The following is a 24815-nucleotide window of genomic DNA, read 5'->3' as shown; positions in this document are numbered from 1 at the left end:
ATGGCTCTTGCCCGCAACCGCCGCCGCGAACGCACGGTGGATTACTGGCCGGGCTTCGTCGATGCTTTGTCGACGCTGCTCATTTCCATCATGTTCCTGCTGACGGTCTTCGTCGTCGGGCAGTTCATCCTCAGTCGTGAGATCACCGGACGTGACGAGGTGCTCAATCGCCTCAACAGCCAGATCAACGAACTGACGCAGCTTCTCGCGCTCGAAAAGGGCAGCAATCAGGATCTGCAGGATTCGGTCGCTAACCTGCAGGCCTCGCTTGCCAATGCCGAAGGCGAGCGCTCGCGGCTGCAGGCGCTGCTGAATGCCGGTTCTGGTGGCCAGGACGCGGCGCAGAAGCGGATCGGCGCGATGACGCAGGAGCTCGACGAGCAGAAGCAGGTGAGCGAGCGGGCGCTGAGCCAAGTCGAGCTTCTGAACCAGCAGATCGCCGCACTTCGCAGCCAGATCGCTGCCGTCGAAGCGGCGCTTCAGGCATCGGAAGAGAAAGACCGGGTCTCGCAGACCAAGATCGCCGATCTCGGCAGCCGTCTCAATGTGGCGCTGGCCGCGCGCGTGCAGGAGCTGAACCGTTACCGTTCCGACTTCTTCGGCCGCTTGCGCGAAATCCTTTCGGACCGTGAGAATATCCGCATCGTCGGCGACCGGTTCGTTTTTCAGTCGGAAGTGCTGTTTCCCTCGGGCGGCGCCGATCTCAACCCGGAGGGGCAGACGGAGATGGCGAAGCTTGCCCTCGCCCTGCTCGACCTTGCAAAGGAAATTCCACCTGAGATCAACTGGGTGCTGCGTGTCGACGGCCACACCGACAATGTGCCGCTTGCCGGAACCGGGCGCTATCGCGACAATTGGGAGCTTTCCTCGGCGCGCGCGACTTCGGTCGTCAAGTTCCTGATCGGCCAGGGCGTGCCGGCCGACCGGCTCGTTGCCGCCGGCTTCGGCGAGTTCCAGCCGATCGCGCCGGGCGATACGCCGGATGCCCGCGCCACCAATCGCCGCATCGAGCTGAAGCTGACCGAGAAATAATTAGCCTGATATTGTCCGTCGCGACTCCTCGAGCCTGTCGGCGAGAAAAGCGCGAACGGCGGGACTGTCGCTGAGGCCGATCGCCGTCACGTAAGCGTCAGCCGCGGCGGGATTGTCGCCGGCCCGTGCCAAAAGAAAGGCACGTACGGCCCAGTAGGGCTGATAGGCCGCGATGGCGCGCGGATCGATCCTGTCGAGCCGGACGAGGCCTTCGGCAGCACTTGAGGCCCTGCCGATCACCGCCGCCTCGGCGACGCGTGCGCCGAGCGTCGGTTTCATCACCAGCAGCGCGGCATAGAGCGTCGTCAGCGCCTGCCAGTCGGTCGATCCGGAAAGGCGGCGCGCCGCATGCACGGATTGAATTGCCGCCTGACACTGAAAAGGTCCGAAACGCTCGAAGCCCCCGGCCTTGCGCAGCAGCGCGTCTGCCTCAGCGATCATCTTCGCGTTCCAGAGGGCCGTATCCTGCTCGTCCAGCGGCACATATCGACCCTCGCCGCTGCGTCGGGCATTACGGCGGGCTTCGCAGTGAAGCATCAGCGAGAGGAGACCCATCGCTTCCGGCTCGTCCGGCAGCACCGACAGAAGCGCGCGGCCGAGCCAGATCGCTTCGGCGGCGAGCGACTGATGCGCCTCCTCGCCGTCAAGGCCGTCCCATGCGAGGCCATAAGCAGCGTAGATCGCCGAAAGCACGGCGACCAGCCGCTCCGGCAGGGCGGGCCGAGGCGGAACGGTGAAGGGAATACCGGCATCACGGATCTTCACCTTGGCCCGCACCAGCCGCTGGCTTATCGCCTGCGGCGAGACGACGAAGGCCCGTGCGATGGTTCTCGCCTCGATGCCGAGAACCGTCTGCAGCATCAGCGCCGTGTGCACGGAGCTGTCGATGGCAGGGTGGGTACAGGCAAATAGCAGCTTCAGTCGCTCATCGGGAAAAACGGAATTGCCGGCCTCGTTCATGCGCTCCTCCGCTTCTTCGAGGGCGAGCGATATCGTCGTTCGTGCGTTGGCCTCGACGGTGCGATGGCGGGCCGACTGCATGAGGTTGCGGCGCGCCGCCACCAGCAGCCAGGCGTCCGGCTTATCGGGAATGCCGCGCTCCGGCCAGACGCGAAGGGCCGAAGCCAGCGCCTCCGACAAAGCGTCTTCCGCCGCCGGCACGTCCCGCGAGCGGGCGGCGAGAAAGGCGATCAGCTTGCCATAGGACTGACGCGCCACCTGTTCGGCGGCGCGTCCGACATCGGCGGACATTGCCGCCTCACATCTGCAGGCGCGGGCGCACCTCGACCGAGCCCTTGTCGGAGATCGGAACGCGGGTCGCCCATTCCAGCGCGGTGTCCATATCAGGGACCTCGATCAGATAGAAGCCGCCGAGCTGTTCCTTGCCCTCCGGATAGGGACCGTCCTGGACATCGTGGTCCTCGCCTTTGCGGCGCAGGATCGTGCCGGTCTCGGGGGCCGTCAGGCCGGCGCCGCCGGTCATGATTCCGGCCTGCGCCAGCGCCTTGCTGTAGGCGACCCAACCGTCGCGATAGGCAGGATCGCTGCGGCGGGCAAAATCCTCGGGGGCTTCGCGAATGATGAGAGCATATTGCATGGAAAACTCCTGATCTCGTTGTTGGCGTTGCTCCAGGCAGCCGACGAAAGCCACTATGCCTGGTGGAACGGCTCAGCCGTTCCGAGACAATGAGGCGCGAGCGGCGGTCGTTTCGACATGGTTTTGAAAAAACTTGAAAATGAAAACGGCGCCGGAAATCCTAAAGCAGATGAGCCGGGCTCAAGAGACCCGCGCGGCTCACGGGCGCGAAAAAAAAGCAGGGCGGCGCTCACGCCGCCCGTGCCTTCCTGCTCAGGCTTCGGCCTTCGTCTGATCGACGACGTCGGCGCCGGGCGTGTTCTTCTTGATGGATTCGATGGCACTCATGGCCGAGGCCTTCGCCTTGTAGCCTTCGGACAGGAACATGGTTTCCCCGTTCGATGCCTTGAAGCGGAAGCGGAATTCGCCGGCCTTATCCTTGTAAACTTCGAATTTGTACATGGATGTCTCCCGAAACGCTGAATTGCACCATCAGCATCAAGGAGGCTAGATCAAAATGGCGAGCTTTTCCACTACCTTAATGAGATTGAGCTGCCCGATGCACCGGCCCCGAAAATCGTCATCGATTTTCGCAAAGCATGATGCGCCAGGTCGGCGCGCTTTTCCTGTGCGCCAAAGACATGCCGCGCGACAGCGTCCAGCGGCATGGTTTCCATTGAATGCAAGACGCGTGACGTGCGGCGGACGCGGCCGGCGTCATTCCATTTGGATGTTCGCGCCCTTGACGACCGGCCCCCATTTGGCGAGCTCGGCTTTCACATGGGCAGCGAGTTCCTGCGGCGTCGAGCCGACAATGGTGGCGCTGAATTCCTTCATCCGCTCGGCGACGGCGGGGTCGGCGAGCGCTTTTTTGGCGGAGGCGTTGAGGCGCATCACAACTTCGTTCGGGGTCTTGGCCGGAGCGAAGAGAGCGTTCCAGGTATAGGTCTCATAGCCCGGAATTCCCGACTCCGCGATCGTCGGAATGTCGGGGAAGGAGGGCGCGCGCTCGGCTGTCGTCACCGCCAGCGCCCTTAGCGTGCCCGCCTTGATGTGGCTGGACGACGAGGGCAGGTTATCGAACATGATCGGCACCTGGTTGCCGATGACGTCGTTCAAGGCCGGTCCGGCGCCCTTATAGGGGATGTGCTGCATGCTGACGCCGGCCATGCTCTTGAACAGTTCGCCGGAAAGATGCAGCGGCGTGCCATTGCCCGAGGAGGCGTAGCTGTATTTATCAGGTTCGGCCTTCAGCAGCGCGATCAGTTCCGGCACGGTCTTTGCCGACAGTTCCGGATTGACGACGAGCACGTTCGGCACGATGACGAGCAGCGAGACCGGCGCGAAATCCTTCTCGGGATCATAGGGTGTTGACTTGAGGATCAGCGGATTGAGCGCGTGGGTCGCGACCGTGCCCATCAGAATGGTGTAACCATCAGGTTCAGCGCGGGCGACGTTGCCGGCGCCGAGATTGCCGCCGGCTCCGGCGACGTTCTGGACGATCACCTGCTGGCCAAGATCTTCCGACATCTTCTGCGCGACGATACGGGCGACGACATCGGTCGAGCCGCCGGCCGCAAAGGGCACGACCATGGTGATTGCACGATCGGGAAAATCCGCAGCGCCGGCAGACGCGCCGAGCGCAAGAGCCGCAAGCACGCCGAAGCCGAGCGCAAGGCTCGTCCGTCGCTTCATGTTGGAAAGCGCCATTCCTATCTCCTCCCAAGGATTTCAACAGCCATCCCCTACCCAGGGGCATGAAGAGGGTAGGGCGGGGGATGCGAAAGACAACCGCAGGAGGGCGGCAGGAATTTCAGACTTTCGTCGCGGTCTGCAGGAAAAGTGCGCGCCCGGCTATTTCGCCGGGGCGAGTACATCCTCGTTGGCGGCATCGAATTGCAGCCGTGCGAGTCGGGCATAGATGCCGCCCTGGCGGATCAGGCTCTGATGCGTGCCTTCCTCGATGACGCGGCCCTGGTCCATGACGAGAATGCGATCGGCTTTCAGCACTGTTGCCAGACGATGGGCGATGACCAGCGTCGTGCGGCCATCGACCAGCCCGTCGAGCGCCTTCTGCACCAGCGTCTCGCTTTCGGCATCGAGCGCCGAGGTCGCCTCGTCGAGCAGCAGCAGGGGCGCGTTCTTCAAGATGGCGCGGGCGATAGCAATGCGCTGGCGCTGACCGCCGGAGAGGGTGATGCCGCGCTCGCCGACCTCGGTCTCGTAGCCCTTGTCCAGCCGGGCGATGAATTCGTCGGCCTGGGCGGCAATCGCCGCGGCGCGAACCTCGTCGAGCGAGGCGCCGGGTCGGCCGAAGGCGATGTTGTCATGGATCGAAGCGGCGAAGATGGTGACATCCTGCGGCACGATGGCGATGCGTTGGCGCAATTCGTCCGGTGTCGTCAGCCGGGCGTCGACGCCGTCGATGGTGACGGTGCCCTGTTGCGGGTCGTAAAAGCGCAGCAACAGCGAAAAGACGGTGCTCTTGCCGGCGCCGGACGGGCCGACGATGGCGACGGTTTCCCCGGGGGTGATCGCAAAGCTTAAGCCGTGCAATGCCGATTTGCCGGGGCGCGAGGGGTATGCGAAATGCACGCCGGCAAATTCGACGCGGCCGCGACCGGGCGAAGGAAGTGCTTCCGGACTGGCGGGGGCGGCGATCGGTGAGACCTCGTCGAGAAGCTCTGTCAGCCGATCGGCAGCGCCGGCCGCCTGCGAGAGTTCACCCCAGACCTCGGACAGCGCGCCGAGCGACCCGGCTGATATGACGGCGTAGAGCAGGAATTGGCCGAGTGTGCCGGCCGAAAGGGTGCCGGCAAGGACGCTGTGAGCGCCGACCCACAAGACCGCGACGACGCTGCCGAAGATCAGCGTGATGGCGATGCCCGTCAGCAGGGCACGCGAGCGGATGGCGGCGCGAGCAGCCTCATAGGCAGATTCGACGGCGCCGCCGTAGCGCGTTGCCGCGGCATCCTCGCCATTGAAGGCCTGTACTGTGCGGGTCGCGGCGATCGTCTCGTTGGCGAAGGCGGAGGCTTCGGCAAGGGTATCCTGGGCGGCGCGGGAACGCCTGCGCACCGAGCGGCCGAAGGCGACGAGCGGGAAGACGATCAGCGGGATCGCCCCGATGACGAGGCTCGAAAGCTTCGGCGAGGTGACGACCATCATGCCCATGGCGCCGAGACAGAGGATGAGGTTCCTGAGCGCTACCGAGGCAGTGGCGCCGACGGCGGACTTGATCTGCGTCGTGTCGGCAGTCAGCCGCGAGACGATTTCGCCGGACTGGTTGACGTCGAAGAAGGACGGCGACAGCCGCGTCACATGGGCAAAGACGTCGCGGCGAAGATCGGCAACGATGCGTTCGCCGATGGTGATGACGAAATAATAGCGCAGTGCGCTGGCGATCGCGAGCACGACGGCCATGACCATCAGCATGGCGAAGTAGCTGTTGATGAAGCTGCCGTCGGACTGGGTGAAGCCATGGTCGATCATGCGGCGCACGGCGAGCGGCAGCGCCAGCGAGGTGATGGCGGCAAGCGCCAGTGCAATCAGCGCTCCGGCCACCATGCCTCGGTAGCGCATGAGATAAGGCGTCAGCCGCCCAAGCGGACGCAGCGACCGCCTTTTGTTTTCCCCAGCCTGTGCCTGCTCTGCCAAATCGTCTCCGATCGCCTTCAGGACCCGCTTATGCGGCCTGTTGGCTCTTGTTATCCCGGCGTCCTTCATGTATAGGCACGCCATCCTAATGGGAAGCCGTAGCCATCACGACTGCGGCTTCATTTATTCAATCGGTTCGGTGGCCGCAACTGCATGCGGCAATTTGAACTCCGGTATCGCAGGAAGATTGTTATGAAGGCAGGCATCCATCCCGACTATCACATGATCAAGGTAGTCATGACCGATGGCACCGAATACGAAACCCGCTCGACCTGGGGTTCGGAAGGCGCTGTCATGAACCTCGAAATCGATTCCAAGTCGCACCCGGCCTGGACCGGCGGCAACCAGCAGCTGATGGACCGCGGTGGCCGCGTTTCCAAGTTCAACAAGCGTTTCGGCGGCCTCGGCCTCTAATCGCTTCTGCTCGACGGAATTCGAAAAGAGCCCGGTTCTGCCGGGCTTTTTTTGCGTCTGCCGGTCGCTACGGCGGCGCAGCAAATAAAAAACCGGCCGCGCAATGCGCAGCCGGTTCAAATGGAATTATGTCAGATCGCTCAGTTGTTACCGAAGGCCGTCTGCAGCAGGGAAAGCTGGGCCTGGACGCTGTTCTGATTGTCGTGGACGATCACCGCTTCGGTCGGGCGGTAGATTTCGCGGTCCAGCAGGGCGATGCGGTTCTGCAGGCGCAAGGAGCGCTCGACGAGATCGCGGAAGGATTCCGGCAGATCGCCCCAGCCCGGTGCGGCGCGGTCGACGTTGAAACCGTCGAGGCGAACCTTGTTCTTCTCGGCCAATACCTGATCGGGGGACATCTCGCCGTTGTTGACGGCGCGTTGCAGCAGCAGCCAGGAGGCCATCTGCATCAGGCGGGTAGTCAGCCGCATCGATTCCGCGGCGTAGAGGACGGAGGCCATGCGCGGCAGAACCTTAGAGGCTGCGCGGCCCTGGCCGTCGAGATAGGCGGCGGTCTCTTCGACCAGCGACATGCCTTCGGCATAAAGCGCCTTGAACTGCGAGGATGCAGCCGCGCGGCCCGCAAAACTGATCGTGTTCAATCCAACTTCCGACATCGCAATAGTCCCTGTTGCACGCAGCTACTTATGGTCAGGTAACGCCGGCGCCGACGGAAAAGTTTCCGAGCCCGGTCTTTATGACTTTAAGATGGTATCATTAGCGCAAATGCGCAAGCCGTTTCTTAAGAAAGGGTTAATCTCCACAGTTTCATGGAAATGCGCCGGCTGCAGCAAAAAGAAGAGCCGCAAAAGCGGCTCTCAAGGTAAAACAGGGAGAAAAATCAGACCAATTCACCGCGTGGAAAACTGTCTGAGACCCAGAGAAAATCTGGATGAATATAGTAATACCTTATAAAGCTTAATATTTTATTAACATTGTGCTGAATGAAGACTTGAGGCTGGCTCATCTTGCCAGCCATGGTCTTGTTTTCTGAGGTTTTTGCCGGTCACGATCGAAAGAAGCTTTCCGCCGCCTGTCGTCCGGAGGCCTTGCGGGCGACCTCGGCTTCGAGGCGGGCAATCTCGCTCTTCAGCAATTCCACCCGCGCCTTCAGCTCGTCCACGGAAAGCATGGAGAGATCGGTGCCGATCTCATGGGCGGTTTTCTTCTGCGGCCGGTCGTCATCGATAAAGCTCATCGGTTCTCCTCCTTTTGCTGCAGGCAGCATGATGGCGAAAAATACGGTTGATGCGGAAGGGAAATCTAGGCCGATCCGGCCTAAACCACCCATGTCCTGAGCCTCCCGTTCATGAGTCACGGAAAAAACCGCAGCGCAGTTCTGCGGGGCGCTCTATCCGAACTTTACAGCAGGATCGCCGCTTTCGGGAGACTTGCCGGTGCCGCGATCGGCCAGCGACATGCTTTCCGGCGTCAGCATCGGCGATGTGCCGGTCGGGATCGTCGTATAGGCATCGCGGTCGCTGGCCGGGACGGCAGCGCGGATGCGGCTTCTGACAATGGCATAACCGGTGATCAGCACATGGGCGACGGCGGTGACCAGGAAAAGCGCATGCGGGGTGATCGCCGACATCACGGGGCCGCCGAGCGTCGGGCCGATGACGGTGCCGATGCCGTAGAGGAGGAGCAGGCCGCCGGAGACCTTGACGAAATCCTCCGATGCCGCGAAGTCGTTCGCGTGAGCGACGGCGATCGGGTAGAGCGTATTGGCCACCGCGCCGTAGAGGACAACCAGCCCGATCAGCAAGGCGGGCGATGTCGGATGGAGCATGAAGATCAGCAGGCCGGCGAGCGCCGCGATCGCCGACATGGCGGCGAGCACGTAACGCCGGTCGATCCGATCGGAAAGCCGGCCAGCCGGCAACTGCATCATAGCGCCGGCGAAGATGGTGGCGCTCATCATGATGGCGATGCTGGTGTCGGAAAGACCGGCGCCGGCGCCGAAGACGGCGCCCAGCGTGCCATAAGCACCGTTAGCGATGCCAACGAGCAGGATGCCGAGGCAGGAGACAGGCGAATTGCGGTAGAGCGCCGGCAGGTCGAGGCGCACGGCCTTCAGCGGCTGCGGCGAGGCGGCGGTCGAAAGCGTGGTCGGCAGCATGGCGATGCAATAGAAGATGCCGCAGATCATGAACAGCACCGGCGTGCGCACATCCTCGAGCGGGATCATCATCTGGCCGCCGACAACGCCGAGCAATGTGATGCCGATATAGAGCGAGAAGATCGCACCGCGGCTCTCGTTGCTGGCGCGCTCGTTCAGCCAGCTTTCGATGATCATCGACGTGCCGGCGGTGGAGAAGCCAGTGACGGCGCGCAGCACCACCCACCAGACGGGATGGATGATGATGCCACTCACCAGCGCGATGATGGCGATAATCGAGATGAAGCCGGAGAAGGCGCGCACATGGCCGACGCGGCGCACCAGTTTCGGCGCCACCAGGCAGCCGATGACGAAGCCACCGGCCCATGAGGTGCCGAGCAGGCCGAGCGTCGTCGTGGCGTAGCCTTCGAGATTGCCGCGCACGGGAAGCAGGATGCCCTGCAGGCCGTTGCCCATGAAAAGGAAGAGCGTGCCAAACAGCAGCGCGGCGACGGACAGAAGGTTTCTCTTCATTTCCCCAGACTCGGTCTCAGTGATTTTGGAATAGACATAAGGCAGGACCTGCGTCAGCCCAGCCTCAAGATGATTGATTGTGCCCCGGAATGTCTTTACGGCGTGTCGAGATTCTGTGTTCGCGCGGAAAAATGTCCGTCCTGTGACATTCCGAAAAATGGAAAAAATAAAGCATGACAAAGCTGATAGCCTTGCTGCTCATCCTTGCCATGGCGATACAGGTGATCAAGCCGCTCGGGCTCCCCGGCCTCGGGCGGCGAATGGATTTCTGGAAGATCGCGCTGATCGCTTTCGGCATATGGGCCGTGGCGCTTTTGTCGCGCGACTTCCTGATGTGAGTTCGCACTCCATGCGGGACCGTCAGTCCTGCAGGATGATTTCTCCGCGCATGACGGAAACGCAGCTTCCGGAGATGACGACATCGGTGACAATGCCTTTGGATTTCACGACATCAAGGGCGATGACGCTGCGGCGCCCCATTTCGACGCCCTGTTCGATGGTGATGTGGGCGGTCATGTCGGCGTCGGGCGCAAGCGAGACGAGATAGGCGCCGAGAGCGGCTGAAGCGCTGCCGGTTGCCGGGTCTTCGGGCACGTTGTCGAGCGGTGCGAACATGCGGGCGCGAATGTGCCACGGATTCTCGGCCGACTTGGCATAGACAAAGAGCGAGAAGTCGTGGCCGCTCGTCGTCTGGCGGCCTGCGGCTGCCTGGAAACCGGCGAGGTTCGGGCGGGCGGCGGCCAGGGTTTCGAGCCCCTTCAATTCGGCGACGGCGAAGTTTAGGCCGACGGAAGCAAAGACCGGTGCGTGGGTGGTGGTGACGATGACGCCCGGATCGAGCGAGATGCAGCGGGCGATGGTTTCCTCGGCAATAGTATCGCCGATCGTCAGCGGTTGCGGCGCGCGGATGGCGGTGGCGGCGACCTTTCCGCCGCTGCGTTTCAGGTCGACTTCGACGATGCCGGCCTTTTCTTCAAAGCGCAATTTTTCGCCGACCGGTCTGCCGAAGAGTTCTGCCTGCTGGCCGAGCACATAGGCGGTGCCGACATTCGGATGGCCGGCGAAGGGGATTTCCATTGTCGGGGTGAAGATGCGCACGCGGGCCGAATTCCGCGGATCTTCCGGCGGCAGGACGAAGGTGACTTCGGAATAGTTGAACTCGGTGGCGATCCTCTGCATCGCCGCGTCGCTCAAGCCTCGGGCATCGGAAATGACGGCAAGCGGATTGCCCTCGAAGCGGGTGGAGGTGAAGACGTCGACGGTGACGTAGGAGATGGTGTTCATGGCGGCTCCTGTTGTGGCAGGCCGTCATGAGTAAGCATGGTTTTTGAGGGAATGAAGCGGTTTCTTGTCGCCGTGACAATGAGAGGGAGTAGCTTGCGCGCTTTACTATCACCGGTTCGTTGGCGAAGGAGAACGTCTCCCCGAACTCCCTCATTCCTGTGCGTCTCAGGGCTTCGCCCAAGGGATGTCACAGGAATCCAGCCACGGCACGCCTGCGCCGTGAATGAATCAATACATGAGGGGAAGGAGTCTTTCGCGCCCAAGGACTTGGACGCACTGGATTCCTGTAATGAGCACAGGAATGAGGGAAGCGAGGGGATTGGCGGGAGCGGCAACGCTGCGTTCGCCGCTTCCGCCCGGATCCCAAGTCCACAATCAGGCGGCCTGTTCCAGGTCCTTCTTCCAGTTGCCCTTGGCGGCGAGGCTGTTCATCTCGGCGCGGTGGGTGAATTCGCGCTGGCCGGCGGCGACATTTTCCGGCTTGCCGTTCCAGGCCTTGAGGGCGCTGTCCTGCAGGGCGCGGCCATAGGAGAAGGTGACGAGCCAGGGCAGGTCAAAACCATTGATCGCGGAAAGATGCGCGGTCGCCTCTTCCGTGGTCTGGCCGCCGGAGAGGAAAGCGATGCCGGGAACCGCAGACGGAACCGTGCGCTTCAGCACCTGGACGGTGCGCTCGGCAACTTCCTCGACCGATGCCTTGCGGGCGTTCTTGCCGTCGATGACCATGTTCGGCTTCAGGATCATGCCTTCGAGGCTGACGCGAGCTTCGGCCAGTTCCTCGAAAACGATGCGCAGGGTGGATTCAGTCACTTCGGCGCAGCGGTCGATGTTGTGGTCGCCCGGCTTGCCGTCCATCAGGCATTCCGGCTCGACGATCGGCACGATCTTGGCTTCCTGGCAGAGAGCCGCATAGCGAGCGAGTGCCTGAGCGTTGGCGCGGACCGAGCCGCGGGTCGGCAGCGAGGACGAGATAGCGATGACGCCGCGCCATTTGGCAAAACGGGCGCCGGCTTCATAATATTTGGCAAGGCGTTCGCCAAGACCGTCGAGGCCTTCGGTGATGGTTTCGCCGGGAAATTTGACCATCGGCTTGGCGCCGGTATCGACCTTGATGCCGGGAATGGAACCGGCGGCGCGGATGATGTCGACGAATGGCGTGCCGTCGGCAGCCTTCTGGTAGAGCGTCTCTTCGAAGAGAATGACGCCGGAGATATATTTCTTCATCGCCTCGTCGGAGCGGAAGAGCATCTCGCGGTAGTCGCGGCGGCTGGTTTCGGTCGATTCGAGGTTGATCGTGTCGAAACGCTTCTTGATGGTGGAGGTCGATTCATCGGCGGCAAGCAGTCCTCGGCCGCCCGCAACCATCTGCACTGCAATGTCTTCCAGTCGTTCGCTCATTCGATCTCTCCACAGCGTTAAACATCGGCGGTTTAAGAATATAGGACGGCGATAACAGAAGTTTATAGTGAGGAAAATGGAAGGCTAAGTCATTGAAACGATTGAAATCAATTCAATCGTTTGAAAAAATGGGATTTTTTTCAACCCTTGAGCAAAAGACCGCGGAAGGCTTCTCGCCACTGCGGTCTATCCACATGTAAAAACTGCCAAATTGGCTTTGCGGCGCCGCACCCGCCTATAGCAAGGTGCGACGCCGATGCGTTTTTCGCGCCGAGGCGCTGGGTCTTATCCGGCGGCGTTGAGGACGGCGACGCCGGGAAGTTCCTTGCCTTCCATCCATTCCAGGAAGGCGCCGCCGGCGGTCGAGACATAGGTGAAATCGTCGGCAACGCCGGCATGGTTGAGCGCCGAGACGGTGTCGCCGCCACCGGCAACCGAGGTCAGCTTTCCGGCTGCGGTGCGCTCAGCGGCATATTTCGCGGCAGCGACGGTTGCGGTATCGAAGGGCTCGATTTCGAAGGCGCCGAGCGGACCGTTCCAGACGAGCGTTGCGGCGCGCTCGATCCAAGCGTTGATAGCCTCGACCGATTTCGGCCCGACGTCGAGCACCATGGCATCGGCGGGAATAGCGTTGATATCGACCGTCTCGCTGGCCGCACCCGCCTTGAATTCGCGGGCGACCACACCGTCTTCCGGCAGGATGATGGCGCAGCCTGCAGTCGCGGCCTCGATCATGATCTGCTTGGCGGTCTCGGCGAGATCATGTTCGCAGAGCGACTTGCCGACATTGGTGCCGCGGGCGGCGATGAAGGTGTTGGCCATGCCGCCGCCGATGACGAGCGCGTCGACCTTCTTGACGAGGTTCATCAGCAGGTCGATCTTGGTCGAGACCTTGGCACCGCCGACAATTGCGACCACCGGGCGGACCGGGGCGCCGAGGCCTTTTTCCAGCGCTTCCAGCTCGGCCTGCATGGTGCGCCCGGCATAGGCCGGCAGGTGATGGGCAAGGCCCTCGGTCGAGGCATGGGCGCGGTGAGCGGCGGAGAAGGCGTCGTTGACATAAATATCGCCGTTGGCGGCAAGCGCCTTGGTGAAGTCGGGATCGTTCTTTTCCTCGCCTTTGTGGAAGCGCGTGTTTTCCAGAAGCAGGATATCACCGTCATTCATCGCGGCGACGGCGGCGGCGGCGGCCTCGCCGGTGCAGTCGGACGCCGTCGCCACGGCGTGATCGAGCACTTCCTCGACGGAGGGGGCAATCAGCGACAGCGACAGATCCGGCGAAGGGCCGTCCTTCGGTCGGCCGAAATGGGCGAGCAGGATCACCTTGGCGCCCTTCTCGGACAATTCGAGGATCGTCGGCGCCACACGCTCGATGCGCGTCGTATCGGTGACCTTGCCATCCTTGACCGGAACGTTGAGGTCGACGCGGACGAGCACGCGCTTGCCGCTGATGTCGGTGAGATCGTCGAGGGTCTTGAATGCAGGCATGGGGAGGATCCAGTCTTGGTTGGCGGAAGTTGCGCCGACCATAGCAAGGATCATTTCAGACGCAAGGCGTTCAACGGCCGTTTTCGCGTCTGGCTTCGTCGCCTCCGGCCGATGCTTTGGCCGCGCCCTCGGAGGTCGCCGCTTCGCGGCTTCGGCGTCCCTTCAGCCGGTCGCGGATGCGCTGGATGATGTCCTTGAGATTGATGAAGATCGGCAGCGTGATTGCCGGTTCGACCGCTTCGAGCGACATGCCGACTGAGGTCACGTGGTCGTGCTCGTCGAGATCGCGGACGATGAGAATGATCGAGCCAAGGCGGACGCGGTCGGCATAATCGGCCTTGCCGCCGAGGCGTTGCCGCATCAATTCGGCGATCGTCAGGCCCTTCTCGGATTCGTTGAGCAGGCCGGGACCGTAGGCGGCGTCGAGATCGGCGGCGGGGCGGGCAGGCGAGAGCGCGAAGGCACCAAAAAATTCGGCATCGTCTTCGTCCACGGGCGCACGGCTGGCGAACAGCCGGTCGAGCAGGCGGGAGTAGCTCGGCACGATGAAGAGATAGACGAGATCGTTCTCGCGCAGCCGCCCGGCATATTGATAGCGCATCGATTTGCCGTCGCGGATCACAAGCGAGGGGGTTGCCCAGCGCGGAATGCGCTCGCCGCGCAGCACCGGACTATCCTTGATGACGCGATAGGAGAGCAGTTCGTGGTTGGCAGCACCCGGCAGATCGACCTCGACCTTGTCGACGGCACCGATGCGTGGGGGGATGATGAGGCCGAGCTTTTTGGCGACGGGTTTGATTGTCCAGCCTTGCACCAGCAGGGAGACCAGCACGATGATGAAGGCGGTGTTGAAGAAGATCTGGCCGTTTTCCAGCTTGCCGAGGATCGGCATGATGGCAAGCAGGATGGAGACGGCGCCGCGCAGGCCGACCCAGGCGACGAAGCCGATTTCCTGCTGCGTGTAGTCGAAGGGAAGCAGCGACAGCCAGACTGCCAGCGGCCGGGCGACGAAGATCAGGAAGAGGGCAAGCAGGATGGCCGGCACGATGATCACCGGGAATTGCGACGGCGTGGCCAGCAGGCCGAGCACCAGGAACATGATGATCTGTGCCAGCCAGGTCATGCCGTCCTGAAAGCGCTTGATGGTGCCGATTGCCTGCATCTTGCGGTTTCCGGCATAGATGCCGGCGACGTAGACGGCGAGGAAGCCGCTGCCGCCGACTGCGCCGGTGAAGGAGAAGACGAGCAGGGCGAGCGCCAGCACGAAGATCGGCGTCAAGCCGCGATCGGTATCGAGCCTGCTGACGATCAGCACGATCATCATGCCGCCGAGCAGGCCGAGGATCACGCCGAGCCCCATCTGCTGCACGAACATGGCGAGCATGCTGATGTTGATGCCGGCATAGCGTTCGCCGCTCGCCAGCACTTCGACGAGGGCAATGGTGAGAAAGATTGCCATCGGATCGTTGGTGCCGGATTCGACTTCGAGCGTCGAGCGCACCTTGTCACGGATATTGATGCCGCCGATGCGCAGCAGGAAGAAAACGGCGGCGGCGTCCGTCGACGCCACGATCGAGCCGAGCAGCAGACCTTCCAGCCAGGTGAAGTTCAACAGCCACATGGCTGCGACGGCAAAGAGTGAGGCAGTGATCAACACGCCGACCGAGGCGAGCGTGAGAGAAGGCACGGCCGCCAGCCGAAAGGCCTGCATCGGTGTACCGAAGCCGGAATCGAACAGGATGACGGCGAGCGCGATGGAGCCGAGAATATAGGCCAGGTAGTTGTTGCTGAACTCGATGCCGAGACCATCGACGCCGGCGGCAAGGCCGATCATCAGGAACAACAGCAGCAGCGGCGCGCCGAAGCGGAAAGCGAGCAGGCTCGAAAAAGCAGCTAGAAGCACGAGCGCTGTCGCAACCAGCACCACGATATAGAACGCTTCCATGCCCGCCCCTTTCCATCGACTGCCTCGCGGATACGGCCACCCCCGGCCGATCCGTCTATTTCCACCCTCCACCACGCGCGTCGATCCAGTAAACGGCAAAACGGCAGAGAAGGGTAGGCCTTGCGGCTTAACCTCGTCTCGTGCTGCATCATGCTGCTGAACAGCCACCAGACGGCGACCGACACGGAAATGCTACGGGAGAAATTCTCTATAAAGAATGTATAGGAAAATCAGGCGAGAGCAGGGCGAAAGGCAGGAAGATCGATTTTTCCTGCGGGTATCCGCAACCGCGACTGGATAGGGCACGCTTCTGCTTTCACGCGGCCCGTTCTGTCCAATGATGGGAACGAAGGGGTTGCAGCCGCGGATCGGCGCTATCCCAACACTGCCTGAAGTATGATGACGGCGAGAAACGAGAGGCCGATGGCCGCGGCAACCCGGATCACCAGCCGATCAGCCTTCGCCAGCACAGCAGGTCGGACGTCCCGCTTGCGATGAAACCGCTGCCGCCGCTTGAGGGTGGTCTGGGACAAGCGTTTTTGCGCCTCTGCCATTGATCGCCTCCGCTTGGATCTTAACATCGCTCAATCTATCACGTTTGGCCAGCGGATTGCCAACCTGCGATTCCATCCTTGCGGTCACACCGACCTTTCGCTTCGAAGCGGTTTTCAAAGCCGGAAACGATGCAGATCGACCGTCAGTCCTCGGTGTCTTCGCTCTCGTCGGTCAGATCCTCGACCGGAACCAGGAAAACGACGAATTCGTCGTCGATGGTCCGTTGCGGATCGTCATCGAATTCATAGGCGTGCTCGACTTCGCTGGCTTCCTCGTCGGTCGCCTTGCGCAGGCTGAGCGCCGCCTTGCGGTCCCAGAGCGGCTTGCCTTCGGATTCCAGGATGGTCAGGTCGTCGCGAAAATCCTCCGCCTCGAAGAAATGCGTCGCTTCCTCATGGTTTTTCGAGCGAAAGCTGGCAATGGCGCGGCCAGCGATCTCAACGGTAAAGTAATCCATCCATCTCTCCCTATCTGCCCGGCCAGCAATGCGGTTCAGGGCTTGGTGCACCATAGCAGGTTTCGCAATTGATCCGGCGCGGTGCCTATAACAAAACGGCCCGGTTTCCCGGGCCGCTTGCGATTGGTCGATCGAGACTCTCAGATCAGCTTGGCGAAGGCAACGGCCGTGTCCGACATGCGGCTGGAGAAGCCCCACTCGTTGTCGTACCAGGACAGGACGCGCACGAAGTTACCTTCCATGACCTTCGTCTGATCGGTCGCAAAGATCGAAGAGTGGCTGTCGTGGTTGAAGTCACGGGAGACGAGCGGCTCGTCGGTATAGCCGAGGATGCCCTTCAGCGCGCCGTTGGAGGCGGCCTTGATGGCTTCGTTGATTTCGCCGACCGTCGTCGCCTTCTTGGAGACGAACTTGAAGTCGACCACCGAAACGTTCGGGGTGGGAACGCGGATCGAGGTGCCGTCGAGCTTGCCCTTGAGGTGCGGCAGCACGAGACCAACGGCCTTGGCGGCGCCCGTCGAGGTCGGGATCATGGAGAGGGCAGCTGCGCGGGCGCGATATAGGTCCTTGTGCATCGTATCGAGCGTCGGCTGGTCGCCGGTGTAGGAGTGGATGGTCGTCATGAAGCCGTGGTCGATGCCGACGGCATCATCGAGGACCTTGACAACCGGCACCAGGCAGTTGGTGGTGCAGGAGGCGTTGGAGATGACCATGTGCTCCTTGGTGAGCTGGTCATGGTTGACGCCGAAGACGACGGTCAGGTCGGCACCGTCGGCAGGAGCCGAGACGATGACGCGCTTGGCGCCGGCTGTCAGATGGGCGGCGGCCTTGTCGCGGGCAGTGAAGATGCCGGTGCATTCCATGGCAATGTCGACGCCGAGTTCGCGGTGCGGAAGCGTTGCCGGATCCTTGATCGCCGTGACCTTGATCGGCTTGCCGTTGCCGACGGTGATCGTGTCACCTTCAACCTTGACGTTTGCCGGGAACTTGCCGTGGATCGAGTCGTAGCGCAGCAGGTGGGCGTTGGTCTCGACCGGGCCGAGGTCGTTGATGGCGACGACTTCGATGTCGGTCCGGCCGGATTCGACGATAGCGCGGAGGACGTTACGGCCGATGCGGCCGAAACCATTGATGGCAACCTTGACTGTCATGTGCATTCACTCCCGATAGAATAGAGCCCGATGGAGAGGGCCTGGAATTGAGGAGATGGAGAGCGCCTCAAGGCGCCCTCTTTAAAGCTTTGCTTCCGCAGCCGCAACGACGGCGTCGGCGGTAATGCCGAAATGCTTGTAAACGTCCTTGACCGGGCCGGAGGCGCCGAAGCCCTTCATGCCGATGAAGCTGCCTTCCGGTCCGATGAACGCGTCCCAGCCTTCGCGCACGGCGGCTTCGACGGCGATCTTGACCGGCGAGTTGCCGAGAACATCCTTGCGATAGGCGTCCGGCTGCTCGAAGAACAGTTCTGTGCAGGGCACCGACACGACGCGCACCGAAACCCCCTTGGCTTCGAGCGTGGCGCGGGCGGCGACGGCGATTTCGACCTCGGAGCCGGAAGCGAAGATCGTCACCTTGGCATCGGCGTTGCCGGCGAGCGTATAGGCGCCGAGTTCGCAGAGGTTCTTCTCATTATACTCGGTACGGACGGTCGTCAGGTTCTGGCGGGTGAGTGCCAGCGCGGACGGACGGCTCTTGCTCTTGATGGCGATCTGCCAGCATTCCGCCGTCTCGACGGCGTCGGCCGGACGGAAGACCTGCAGGTTTGGAACGGCACGCAGGCCGGCGATCTGCTCGACCGGCTGGTGGGTCGGGCCGTCTTCACCAACGCCGATCGAGTCATGCGTCAGGACGTGGATGACACGAATGCCCATCAGTGCCGAGAGGCGGATCGGCGGGCGGCAATAATCCGAGAAGATCATGAAGCCGCCGCCGTAGGGAATGAGGCCGCCATGCAGCGAGATGCCGTTCATGGCAGAGGCCATGCCGTGCTCGCGGATGCCCCAGTGCATGTAACGGCCCTTGAAATCCGTCGGGGTGATGGAGACCATCTGGCTGGTCTTGGTGTTGTTCGACGGCGTCAGGTCGGCGGAGCCGCCGAGCGTCTCAGGCAGGAAGCCGTTGATGATTTCGAGCGCATCCTCGGACGCCTTGCGGGTGGCGATGGTCGGCTTGGTCTCGGCCAGTTTCTTCTTGTAGTCGGTGATCGCCGCGTCGAAGCCTTCCGGCAGTTCGCCTGCCATACGGCGGGAGAATTCCGCTCTGGCCGGCGACTTGGAAAGGGTTTCTTCCCATGCCTTGACGATATTGTCGGAGCGGGTGCCGGCTGCACGCCATGCCTCCAGAACGTCGGAAGGGACGACGAAGGGCTCGTAATCCCAGTTCAGAGCCTTGCGGGTCGCGGCGATTTCATCGGCGCCGAGCGGGCTGCCGTGCACCTTGTGGCTGCCGGCCTTGTTCGGAGCACCGAAGCCGATGACCGTCTTGCAGGCGATGAAGGTCGGGCGATCGGACTTGTGGGCGGCCTCGATCGCATCGGCGATGGCAGCCTGATCGTGGCCGTCGATCTCGATGGTGTTCCAGTGGACGGCCTTGAAGCGGGCGATCTGGTCGGTCGAATCCGACAGCGAGACGGCGCCGTCGATGGTGATCGAATTGTTGTCCCAAAAGAGGATCAGCTTATTCAGCTTCAGGTGGCCGGCAAGCGCGATCGCTTCATGGCTGATGCCTTCCATCAGGCAACCATCGCCATTGATGACGTAGGTATAGTGGTCCTGCAGGTCAGCACCGAATTCATCGCGCAGCTTGCGTTCCGCAATCGCCATGCCGACGGCGTTGGCGATGCCCTGGCCGAGCGGGCCCGTCGTGGTTTCGATGCCGGTCGCGTGGCCATATTCCGGATGGCCGGCGGTCTTGGAACCGATCTGGCGGAACTGCTTCAGGTCCTCGACCGTCATGTCGGGATAACCGGTCAAATAGAGCAGCGAGTAGAGTAGCATCGAGCCATGGCCGGCCGACAGCACGAAGCGGTCACGGTTCGGCCAGTGGGGCTTCTTCGGGTCGAAGCGCAGATATTTGGTGAACAGGACCGTTGCCACGTCGGCCATGCCCATCGGCATGCCGGGGTGGCCGGAATTCGCCTTTTCAACGGCGTCCATGGCGAGGAAACGGATCGCATTCGCCATCCGGTCGTTTTGTTCGGGAGAGGTCATGGCTTTTCCGCAAGCTCCGAGTGTCGGGGGGATGGCCTCGAGCCTCCAAGACCATCGAATGAAAGCGGCAGAGACATAGCAGTTAAGACGGGCGAGTCAATAAATGGCGGGCCGAATCCGGCGGAGTTGCGGCGATTTTTGACATTTGTTCGTGCGATTATACAAATGACAAATCTTATGCGACAGGCACCGATAAAACGCTCATCCACAAGATAGGCCGGCGGACGGGTGCGGGGATTTATTGACGGGCCGTCGGCGAGCTGCATATCCTTTTGAACTCACAGGATCGGCGCGGAGTGTCGATTCGCAGATTCTGCGCGGGAATCGGAAGGCATGACGCCCACAGGCAAAACCATGGAAGCAGCGCTCAACGAGCTGAGACAGGCGATTTCGAGCCTCGAAAACGCCGTCGACATGCGTATCGAGCGGCAGCGCGAACAGGGGGAGATCGAGGGCGAGGTGCGGCGCGTGCATGCTGACCGCTCCCGGCTGGCGCAGGAGCTCGACCAGGCCGAATTCCGTGCCAACCGGCTGGAAGAGGTCAATCGCGAGGTCTCGCGGCGGCTGGTGACGGCCATGGAGACGATCCGCGCGGTTCTGGATCGCTGATAAAGAGAGTTTAGCATGGCGCAGGTAACGGTAACGATCGACGGCAAGGCCTATCGCATGGCCTGCGAAGAAGGGCAGGAGGATCATCTGACCGACCTCGCCACCCGTTTCGACCGCTATGTTGGCCACCTCAAGGGACAGTTCGGCGAGATCGGCGATCTCAGGATCACCGTCATGGCCGGCATCATGATCATGGACGAGATTGCCGAGCTGACGCGCCGCATCGCCGGGCTGGAATCCGAGCTCGAGTCACTGCGCGGCAACCGCGACACCGTGCTTGCCGCGACCGCCCGCACCGAGGAAACGCTGGCGGCAGCGCTCGGCGAAGTGTCGAGCCGCATCCGCGGCATTACCGACAAGCTGAATGGCCGCCCTGCCCCCGAGCTCAACTGATCTCAATTAAATCGGCACGGCCTGCGGTCGCCACTGGCGCGTCGGCGCAAACGACCTTATATATCGCGATGCGGTCTGCGCCTCTCGACAGGAACCACAATCCCTGGGGCCATACTCGATCCAAAGGGAGCTGTCCCTGGCCAGGCCCGTGGGCCTGGACACACGGTGCCCACCTACGTTTGTAGGCGCCCAGGATCGTAAACATCCATCGGTCGTCGTGGATCGCACCTTCTCTCCATTGCCGGCAAAGCCATCCGGATCGACAGGCGAACGCGGCCTGCCGCTATTCAGCGGCCTAATCGACTGGATAGGGGCCTTCGACGAAAATTTCGTCGTGATAGCCTTTGGAGCCGACCTCGAGCGATAATGAGCTGCGCCAATCGCGTTTCTCGCGCAGACAATCGAGCACGAAGCGGAAATCATAACGCGGCTGCCAGCCGAGTTGGCGCCGTGCGCGCTCGTTGACGTAGACGCGGTCGAGCGTCGGGAACATCTTCCAGCCGCGTTCGGCATAGAGGGCGCGGGCTCCGGGAAAGAGCCGCTCGACGGCCGCGGCCGCATCGCGCCTGATGTCGGGACAATCGGCCGGTGAAAAAGGTGTGGTCGCCGAGATGATGTAGCGGCTGAAGCCGATCGAACGCGCCCTTTCGAGCGCCAGCAGGTGGGCGCCGACCACATCCTCGATATCGACGCGGCGATGGAGCAATTCATTGGCTTGGGCATTCTCCGCCGAATAGACATTGCGGATATCGGGATCGTCGTCACTTTCGGGAAAGAACCGCGAAGTCCTCAGGACGATAACCGGCAGTCCGGACTTAAGGGCGAAGAGCTCGCACAGAGCTTCGGCAGAGAGTTTCGTCACGCCGTAGATATTCTTCGCGACCGGCAACACGTCCTCGGTGACCCAAGCCGCCGGTTCGCCGGCCACTGGCGTCAACGCCGCGCCGAAGGTGCTGGTGGTGCTGGTAAAGACGAAGCTTGCGACGCCCGCGGCGGCCGCTTCTTCAAGCAGGTTCAGCGTGCCGCCGACATTCGTGTCGAGGAAGTCGCGATTGCCGTGGGTTGCCACATGCGGCTTGTGCAGCGTGGCGGCATGGATGACGCGGCTGATGCCGGACATCGCCCGCCGGACGAAGGCGCGGTCGCCGATGGAGCCGACCGCGTCGGTGAAATCCGACGGTTTGATGTCGACGCCGCGCGCAGATCGGCCTTTCGCCTTCAGGACCCGCATCAGCGCCTCACCGAGGTGGCCGGCACTTCCCGTCACCAATATCGTCATCGCATTTTCTCCACCGTTGCCGCTGCGGAGGCTATTGAGACCGGGAATTTCGGACAACGCATAAATTATGCATGAGAGTGCAGGAAAGCTGCAGGCTCGGTGACGGTCGTGACGAGGCGCCCGGCGCTGCCGTCGGAAAGCATGATCCGTTCCCAGGTGACGCGACCGGCGGCAATCGGCAGGCGCGCATTGCCGTTGGCGCCGGTAGCAAATGTCAACGACATGAGCCTGCCCTCATGCCAGCCGCATGCCTCCAGCGACTGTTCGGCGGCGGCGATCTCGGCGGAAGCGTAGGAGAAAAGAGAGCGGCCGAGAAAAGCGCCGATCGGCGCGCGCCATTCCGCCTGCCGCGGACGAGAGGCGGACAGCAGCCGGTGGGTGCTGTCGCAGATCAGATGCACAGGCCGGAGGGAATCCTCGACCAGCCGTTTCAAGGCTGCATCGGCCGCGGCATGGTGCGGCGCGGCGAAAATTCGTTCCAGCTTAACGGCCTGCTCCGGCGAGAGGGCAAGTTGATCTCGCTCCCAGCGCGAAACGGTCGCCTGGTTGACGCCGAGAAGTTCGGCGAGGTGTTGCTGCTTGATCCCGCGCAGCAGCCGCATGCGGCGTATGCCGGTTCCCGTTAACGTCATCTATCCCGTCTCTTATCTTTTGGTCAGCATAGGACTTTGGCCGGCCGGGAGGCAAGGTGCGGCGGGCCCGCTCGGGTCACTGTTCCGGCTTTCCTCCGAGATCGCTTCTCAGCTGATCGAGGATCGACAGGGCATGACCGGCATAGGCGCTGATCCAGCGATCATAGATCTGCTTGATTGGCAGGCTGTTCAGGTGGTTCCAGCGTTCGCGCCCTTCCTTCCTGGCGAGGACCAGATCGGCTTCCTCCAGCACTTTCAGATGCTGCATCACCGTGCATCGGTCCATGTCAGGGAACATGTCGCAAAGGGTCCCTGTGGTGCGGGGGCCATCCTTGAGCAGATCGAGAATCTCGCGGCGGCGATGATGCGCCAGCGCCTTAAAAACAGGGTCGTCGACTGATTCGCTTGACATGTTATGTTTTTATAACATAATGGGTCCAGACACAATGGAGAAGAGGAGCAATGCCATGTCTCTCGGAATCCGCATTTCCGGCCGCATCGGCCGTCCCGTCGCAGAGGTGTTCGACGCCGTCGTCAATCCGAGGAAGCTCAGCAGCTATTTCACCACGATCGGCGGGGCGAGCGCGCCGCTCGTCCAAGGCACGACGGTGACCTGGTGGAGGGATGCGCCGGTCGAGGTGGTCGAACTCGTGCCGGAAAGCCGCATCGTGCTGCGCTGGGATGGTGGCACCGGCGAGGACAAGACGAGGTATAAGACGCTGGTAGAGATGAATTTCAAACCGCTGGAGGATGGCGGCACGCTGGTGACGATTGCCGAGAACGGCTGGCGCGAGGACGAGGCCGGCCGGCGCGGCACCTATCTGAATTGCGAAGGCTGGACGCAGATGCTCTGCTGCATGAAGGCCTTCGTCGAGTACGGCATCAATCTGCGCGAGGGCATGTTCCTCAGCGAGATGAAGGGTGAACCGGCCAGCGCGCCGGATGACTGAGGAATGAGCCGGCCTCGGGCTCGTCGGTTCGACCTCATCCCGCCGCGGCGCGATCGTCGCATGCGCGGATCGAGACTTCGCTTGCCTGTCACACTGCGGGTGCTAGTTTCCGGAGTCGATACTTCATCTCGGTTTCCAGGAGATTCATATGCAGCTTGGCATGGTTGGTTTGGGCCGCATGGGCAATTACATGGTCCAGCGCTTGATGCGGGGCGGTCACGAATGCGTCGTCTATGATGCGAGGCCGGAAAGCGTTGCCGCGCTTGCGGGTCTCGGTGCGACCGGGAGTGCGTCGCTGGAGGAATTCGTCTCGAAGCTTAGCCACCCCCGGGCAATCTGGCTGATGCTGCCGGCGGCGATCGTCGACAAGGTGCTGGCGAGCCTGGTGCCGCTGCTTCAGAACGGCGATATCGTCATCGACGGCGGCAATTCCTATTACCACGACGACATCCGCCGCGGCGCCGAGCTCATCACCAAGGGCATCCACTATGTCGATGTCGGCACCAGCGGCGGCGTCTTCGGCCTGGAGCGCGGCTATTGCCTGATGATCGGCGGCGAGAAGGGCACCGTCGAGCATCTGTCTCCGATCTTTGCGACGCTCGCTCCCGGCGCCGGCCAGACCGCAGCCTCGCCGAACCGCACCGCCGAAGCGGCAGCGGCCAGCACGGCGGAGCAGGGTTATCTGCATTGCGGCCCGCACGGCGCCGGCCATTTCGTCAAGATGGTGCACAACGGCATCGAATACGGTCTGATGGCCGCCTATGCCGAGGGCCTCAACATCCTGAAACACGCCAATATCGGCGCTGCCTCGCATGCGGCCGATGCGGAGACCGCGCCGCTCGCCCATCCCGAACATTTCCAATACGATTTCAATCTGCAGGATGTCGCCGAAGTCTGGCGACGCGGCAGCGTCATCACCTCCTGGCTGCTCGACCTGACGGCCGATGCGCTGCATGCCGATCCCGGACTTTCCAAATATGCCGGCCGTGTCTCGGACAGCGGCGAGGGCCGCTGGACGATCATGGCGGCAATCGATGAAAGCGTGCCGACCCCGGTGCTGAGCGCTGCGCTCTACGGCCGCTTCTCCTCGCGAGACAATGACGAGTTCGCCAACAAGGTGCTGTCGGCAATGCGCGCCGGTTTCGGCGGCCACGTGGAAAAGCCGACGCCGAAATCTTGAAGATCAGGGCTTTCCTTGTCGCCCCGGCGAGGAAAGCCGTTTCGCACTTTCCTGGAATTGTCCTAGCCATAGGTATGGTTTTCCTACCG

Annotated in this window: 26 protein-coding genes and 1 other RNA gene; 8 read left to right on the top strand and 19 right to left on the bottom strand. The window is 62.2% G+C overall.

The genetic code is table 11. The annotated features are described in order from the left end of the window. Nucleotides 1–1032 (top strand): peptidoglycan -binding protein, encoded by a 1032-nt coding sequence (locus AMC88_RS18105; protein ID WP_064825621.1) that lies wholly within the window; start codon nucleotides 1–3, stop codon nucleotides 1030–1032. Here AMC88_RS18105 and AMC88_RS18100 read toward each other — a convergent pair whose 3' ends face one another. The 5 genes from AMC88_RS18100 to AMC88_RS18080 form a co-directional block, all read right to left on the bottom strand. Beyond that, nucleotides 1033–2283 carry an RNA polymerase sigma factor gene (locus AMC88_RS18100; RefSeq protein ID WP_064825620.1) on the bottom strand — a complete coding sequence of 417 codons (1251 nt, stop codon included), beginning with the start codon at nucleotides 2281–2283 and terminating at the stop codon, nucleotides 1033–1035. It abuts the gene before it with no gap. A 7-nt stretch (nucleotides 2284–2290) separates the two neighbouring features. Next, a complete protein-coding gene (locus tag AMC88_RS18095) occupies nucleotides 2291–2629 on the bottom strand; it encodes a YciI family protein (protein ID WP_012485138.1) in 339 nt (112 codons plus the stop codon). A gap of 252 nt (nucleotides 2630–2881) precedes the next feature. Next, nucleotides 2882–3070, bottom strand: a complete 189-nt coding sequence (locus AMC88_RS18090; RefSeq protein WP_012485137.1) for a YegP family protein — start codon at nucleotides 3068–3070, stop codon at nucleotides 2882–2884. A gap of 255 nt (nucleotides 3071–3325) precedes the next feature. Continuing rightward, complete coding sequence (locus AMC88_RS18085) at nucleotides 3326–4318, bottom strand: Bug family tripartite tricarboxylate transporter substrate binding protein (RefSeq protein ID WP_064825619.1); 993 nt, start codon at nucleotides 4316–4318, stop codon at nucleotides 3326–3328. Between the two features lie 144 nt (nucleotides 4319–4462). Next, nucleotides 4463–6265, bottom strand: a complete 1803-nt coding sequence (locus AMC88_RS18080) for an ABC transporter transmembrane domain-containing protein (protein WP_064825860.1) — start codon at nucleotides 6263–6265, stop codon at nucleotides 4463–4465. Between the two features lie 192 nt (nucleotides 6266–6457). Here AMC88_RS18080 and rpmE point away from each other — a divergent pair, with 192 nt between their 5' ends. Next, nucleotides 6458–6679 (top strand): 50S ribosomal protein L31, encoded by a 222-nt coding sequence (rpmE, locus tag AMC88_RS18075; protein ID WP_003566413.1) that lies wholly within the window; start codon nucleotides 6458–6460, stop codon nucleotides 6677–6679. Between the two features lie 140 nt (nucleotides 6680–6819). On the opposite strand, the gene rcdA is transcribed toward rpmE, so the two are convergent. The 3 genes from rcdA to AMC88_RS18060 form a co-directional block, all read right to left on the bottom strand. Next, the gene (rcdA, locus tag AMC88_RS18070) at nucleotides 6820–7335 is read right to left on the bottom strand and encodes a protease adaptor protein RcdA (RefSeq protein WP_064825618.1); all 516 of its coding nucleotides are present in this window, start codon (nucleotides 7333–7335) and stop codon (nucleotides 6820–6822) included. A 389-nt stretch (nucleotides 7336–7724) separates the two neighbouring features. Next, nucleotides 7725–7916 (bottom strand): DUF1192 domain-containing protein, encoded by a 192-nt coding sequence (locus tag AMC88_RS18065; protein ID WP_016737189.1) that lies wholly within the window; start codon nucleotides 7914–7916, stop codon nucleotides 7725–7727. A 153-nt stretch (nucleotides 7917–8069) separates the two neighbouring features. Then, complete coding sequence (locus AMC88_RS18060; protein ID WP_064825617.1) at nucleotides 8070–9350, bottom strand: MFS transporter; 1281 nt, start codon at nucleotides 9348–9350, stop codon at nucleotides 8070–8072. Nucleotides 9351–9523: 173 nt separating this feature from the next. On the opposite strand from AMC88_RS18060, the gene AMC88_RS33685 reads away from it, so the two are divergent. Further along, nucleotides 9524–9688 carry a hypothetical protein gene (locus AMC88_RS33685; protein ID WP_097541217.1) on the top strand — a complete coding sequence of 55 codons (165 nt, stop codon included), beginning with the start codon at nucleotides 9524–9526 and terminating at the stop codon, nucleotides 9686–9688. Between the two features lie 22 nt (nucleotides 9689–9710). Here the strand turns inward: AMC88_RS33685 and AMC88_RS18055 are convergent, their stop codons facing one another. The 8 genes from AMC88_RS18055 to tkt form a co-directional block, all read right to left on the bottom strand. Beyond that, on the bottom strand, nucleotides 9711–10634 hold the full coding sequence (locus AMC88_RS18055) for a PhzF family phenazine biosynthesis protein (protein WP_064825616.1): 924 nt from the start codon (nucleotides 10632–10634) through the stop codon (nucleotides 9711–9713). 375 nt (nucleotides 10635–11009) lie between these two features. After that, on the bottom strand, nucleotides 11010–12032 hold the full coding sequence (locus tag AMC88_RS18050) for a class I fructose-bisphosphate aldolase (protein WP_037118104.1): 1023 nt from the start codon (nucleotides 12030–12032) through the stop codon (nucleotides 11010–11012). Between the two features lie 285 nt (nucleotides 12033–12317). Then, nucleotides 12318–13520, bottom strand: coding sequence for a phosphoglycerate kinase (locus AMC88_RS18045; RefSeq protein ID WP_170965683.1), 1203 nt, complete (start codon nucleotides 13518–13520; stop codon nucleotides 12318–12320). Nucleotides 13521–13590: 70 nt separating this feature from the next. Beyond that, the gene (locus AMC88_RS18040; RefSeq protein ID WP_064825614.1) at nucleotides 13591–15465 is read right to left on the bottom strand and encodes a potassium/proton antiporter; all 1875 of its coding nucleotides are present in this window, start codon (nucleotides 15463–15465) and stop codon (nucleotides 13591–13593) included. 374 nt (nucleotides 15466–15839) lie between these two features. Continuing rightward, complete coding sequence (locus AMC88_RS18035) at nucleotides 15840–16019, bottom strand: hypothetical protein (RefSeq protein ID WP_010023270.1); 180 nt, start codon at nucleotides 16017–16019, stop codon at nucleotides 15840–15842. Between the two features lie 143 nt (nucleotides 16020–16162). Beyond that, entirely contained in the window at nucleotides 16163–16477 is a 315-nt protein-coding gene (locus tag AMC88_RS18030) for a hypothetical protein (protein WP_010023271.1), read from the bottom strand. Nucleotides 16478–16617: 140 nt separating this feature from the next. Further along, nucleotides 16618–17628, bottom strand: a complete 1011-nt coding sequence (gene gap, locus AMC88_RS18025; RefSeq protein WP_037118110.1) for a type I glyceraldehyde-3-phosphate dehydrogenase — start codon at nucleotides 17626–17628, stop codon at nucleotides 16618–16620. A gap of 81 nt (nucleotides 17629–17709) precedes the next feature. Then, entirely contained in the window at nucleotides 17710–19683 is a 1974-nt protein-coding gene (gene tkt, locus AMC88_RS18020; RefSeq protein ID WP_064822698.1) for a transketolase, read from the bottom strand. A gap of 333 nt (nucleotides 19684–20016) precedes the next feature. Here tkt and AMC88_RS18015 point away from each other — a divergent pair, with 333 nt between their 5' ends. From AMC88_RS18015 to ssrS, 3 genes are all read left to right on the top strand, one after another. Next, nucleotides 20017–20292 (top strand): DUF4164 domain-containing protein, encoded by a 276-nt coding sequence (locus tag AMC88_RS18015; protein ID WP_004673381.1) that lies wholly within the window; start codon nucleotides 20017–20019, stop codon nucleotides 20290–20292. A gap of 15 nt (nucleotides 20293–20307) precedes the next feature. Further along, entirely contained in the window at nucleotides 20308–20685 is a 378-nt protein-coding gene (locus tag AMC88_RS18010) for a cell division protein ZapA (RefSeq protein WP_010018822.1), read from the top strand. Between the two features lie 69 nt (nucleotides 20686–20754). Continuing rightward, nucleotides 20755–20913: non-coding RNA, 6S RNA (gene ssrS / locus AMC88_RS18005), on the top strand. Between the two features lie 67 nt (nucleotides 20914–20980). Here the strand turns inward: ssrS and AMC88_RS18000 are convergent. The 3 genes from AMC88_RS18000 to AMC88_RS17990 all read right to left on the bottom strand — a co-directional run bounded on the left by AMC88_RS18000 (nucleotide 20981) and on the right by AMC88_RS17990 (nucleotide 23008). Then, the gene (locus AMC88_RS18000; protein WP_012485122.1) at nucleotides 20981–21964 is read right to left on the bottom strand and encodes an NAD-dependent epimerase/dehydratase family protein; all 984 of its coding nucleotides are present in this window, start codon (nucleotides 21962–21964) and stop codon (nucleotides 20981–20983) included. 65 nt (nucleotides 21965–22029) lie between these two features. Further along, the gene (locus tag AMC88_RS17995) at nucleotides 22030–22596 is read right to left on the bottom strand and encodes a helix-turn-helix domain-containing protein (protein WP_012485121.1); all 567 of its coding nucleotides are present in this window, start codon (nucleotides 22594–22596) and stop codon (nucleotides 22030–22032) included. A 76-nt stretch (nucleotides 22597–22672) separates the two neighbouring features. Next, nucleotides 22673–23008: an ArsR/SmtB family transcription factor gene (locus tag AMC88_RS17990; RefSeq protein WP_012485120.1), complete on the bottom strand. Its 336-nt coding sequence runs from the start codon at nucleotides 23006–23008 to the stop codon at nucleotides 22673–22675. Between the two features lie 55 nt (nucleotides 23009–23063). Between AMC88_RS17990 and AMC88_RS17985 the strand changes: the two genes are divergently transcribed. Both AMC88_RS17985 and gnd read left to right on the top strand, forming a co-directional pair. Continuing rightward, the gene (locus AMC88_RS17985) at nucleotides 23064–23546 is read left to right on the top strand and encodes an SRPBCC domain-containing protein (protein ID WP_012485119.1); all 483 of its coding nucleotides are present in this window, start codon (nucleotides 23064–23066) and stop codon (nucleotides 23544–23546) included. A 148-nt stretch (nucleotides 23547–23694) separates the two neighbouring features. Beyond that, nucleotides 23695–24726, top strand: coding sequence for a phosphogluconate dehydrogenase (NAD(+)-dependent, decarboxylating) (gnd, locus tag AMC88_RS17980; protein ID WP_012485118.1), 1032 nt, complete (start codon nucleotides 23695–23697; stop codon nucleotides 24724–24726). Nucleotides 24727–24815: the final 89 nt, after the last annotated feature.

The sequence above is a fragment of the Rhizobium phaseoli genome (assembly GCF_001664385.1).
In the GTDB taxonomy this organism is placed as follows: domain Bacteria; phylum Pseudomonadota; class Alphaproteobacteria; order Rhizobiales; family Rhizobiaceae; genus Rhizobium; species Rhizobium phaseoli.
Note: the sequence above shows the minus strand (reverse complement) of the source record. Positions and strands in the feature narration are given on the sequence as shown.

What these genes read in the sequence shown, in the direction of transcription:
- AMC88_RS18105 (WP_064825621.1), top strand. Translation starts at nt 1, where the DNA reads ATGGCTCTTGCCCGCAACCGCCGCCGCGAACGCACGGTGGATTACTGG.
- AMC88_RS18100 (WP_064825620.1), bottom strand. Translation starts at nt 2,283, where the DNA reads ATGTCCGCCGATGTCGGACGCGCCGCCGAACAGGTGGCGCGTCAGTCC.
- AMC88_RS18095 (WP_012485138.1), bottom strand. Translation starts at nt 2,629, where the DNA reads ATGCAATATGCTCTCATCATTCGCGAAGCCCCCGAGGATTTTGCCCGC.
- AMC88_RS18090 (WP_012485137.1), bottom strand. Translation starts at nt 3,070, where the DNA reads ATGTACAAATTCGAAGTTTACAAGGATAAGGCCGGCGAATTCCGCTTC.
- AMC88_RS18085 (WP_064825619.1), bottom strand. Translation starts at nt 4,318, where the DNA reads ATGGCGCTTTCCAACATGAAGCGACGGACGAGCCTTGCGCTCGGCTTC.
- rpmE (WP_003566413.1), top strand. Translation starts at nt 6,458, where the DNA reads ATGAAGGCAGGCATCCATCCCGACTATCACATGATCAAGGTAGTCATG.
- rcdA (WP_064825618.1), bottom strand. Translation starts at nt 7,335, where the DNA reads ATGTCGGAAGTTGGATTGAACACGATCAGTTTTGCGGGCCGCGCGGCT.
- AMC88_RS18065 (WP_016737189.1), bottom strand. Translation starts at nt 7,916, where the DNA reads ATGAGCTTTATCGATGACGACCGGCCGCAGAAGAAAACCGCCCATGAG.
- AMC88_RS18060 (WP_064825617.1), bottom strand. Translation starts at nt 9,350, where the DNA reads ATGAAGAGAAACCTTCTGTCCGTCGCCGCGCTGCTGTTTGGCACGCTC.
- AMC88_RS33685 (WP_097541217.1), top strand. Translation starts at nt 9,524, where the DNA reads ATGACAAAGCTGATAGCCTTGCTGCTCATCCTTGCCATGGCGATACAG.
- AMC88_RS18055 (WP_064825616.1), bottom strand. Translation starts at nt 10,634, where the DNA reads ATGAACACCATCTCCTACGTCACCGTCGACGTCTTCACCTCCACCCGC.
- AMC88_RS18050 (WP_037118104.1), bottom strand. Translation starts at nt 12,032, where the DNA reads ATGAGCGAACGACTGGAAGACATTGCAGTGCAGATGGTTGCGGGCGGC.
- AMC88_RS18045 (WP_170965683.1), bottom strand. Translation starts at nt 13,520, where the DNA reads ATGCCTGCATTCAAGACCCTCGACGATCTCACCGACATCAGCGGCAAG.
- AMC88_RS18040 (WP_064825614.1), bottom strand. Translation starts at nt 15,465, where the DNA reads ATGGAAGCGTTCTATATCGTGGTGCTGGTTGCGACAGCGCTCGTGCTT.
- AMC88_RS18035 (WP_010023270.1), bottom strand. Translation starts at nt 16,019, where the DNA reads ATGGCAGAGGCGCAAAAACGCTTGTCCCAGACCACCCTCAAGCGGCGG.
- AMC88_RS18030 (WP_010023271.1), bottom strand. Translation starts at nt 16,477, where the DNA reads ATGGATTACTTTACCGTTGAGATCGCTGGCCGCGCCATTGCCAGCTTT.
- gap (WP_037118110.1), bottom strand. Translation starts at nt 17,628, where the DNA reads ATGACAGTCAAGGTTGCCATCAATGGTTTCGGCCGCATCGGCCGTAAC.
- tkt (WP_064822698.1), bottom strand. Translation starts at nt 19,683, where the DNA reads ATGACCTCTCCCGAACAAAACGACCGGATGGCGAATGCGATCCGTTTC.
- AMC88_RS18015 (WP_004673381.1), top strand. Translation starts at nt 20,017, where the DNA reads ATGACGCCCACAGGCAAAACCATGGAAGCAGCGCTCAACGAGCTGAGA.
- AMC88_RS18010 (WP_010018822.1), top strand. Translation starts at nt 20,308, where the DNA reads ATGGCGCAGGTAACGGTAACGATCGACGGCAAGGCCTATCGCATGGCC.
- AMC88_RS18000 (WP_012485122.1), bottom strand. Translation starts at nt 21,964, where the DNA reads ATGACGATATTGGTGACGGGAAGTGCCGGCCACCTCGGTGAGGCGCTG.
- AMC88_RS17995 (WP_012485121.1), bottom strand. Translation starts at nt 22,596, where the DNA reads ATGACGTTAACGGGAACCGGCATACGCCGCATGCGGCTGCTGCGCGGG.
- AMC88_RS17990 (WP_012485120.1), bottom strand. Translation starts at nt 23,008, where the DNA reads ATGTCAAGCGAATCAGTCGACGACCCTGTTTTTAAGGCGCTGGCGCAT.
- AMC88_RS17985 (WP_012485119.1), top strand. Translation starts at nt 23,064, where the DNA reads ATGTCTCTCGGAATCCGCATTTCCGGCCGCATCGGCCGTCCCGTCGCA.
- gnd (WP_012485118.1), top strand. Translation starts at nt 23,695, where the DNA reads ATGCAGCTTGGCATGGTTGGTTTGGGCCGCATGGGCAATTACATGGTC.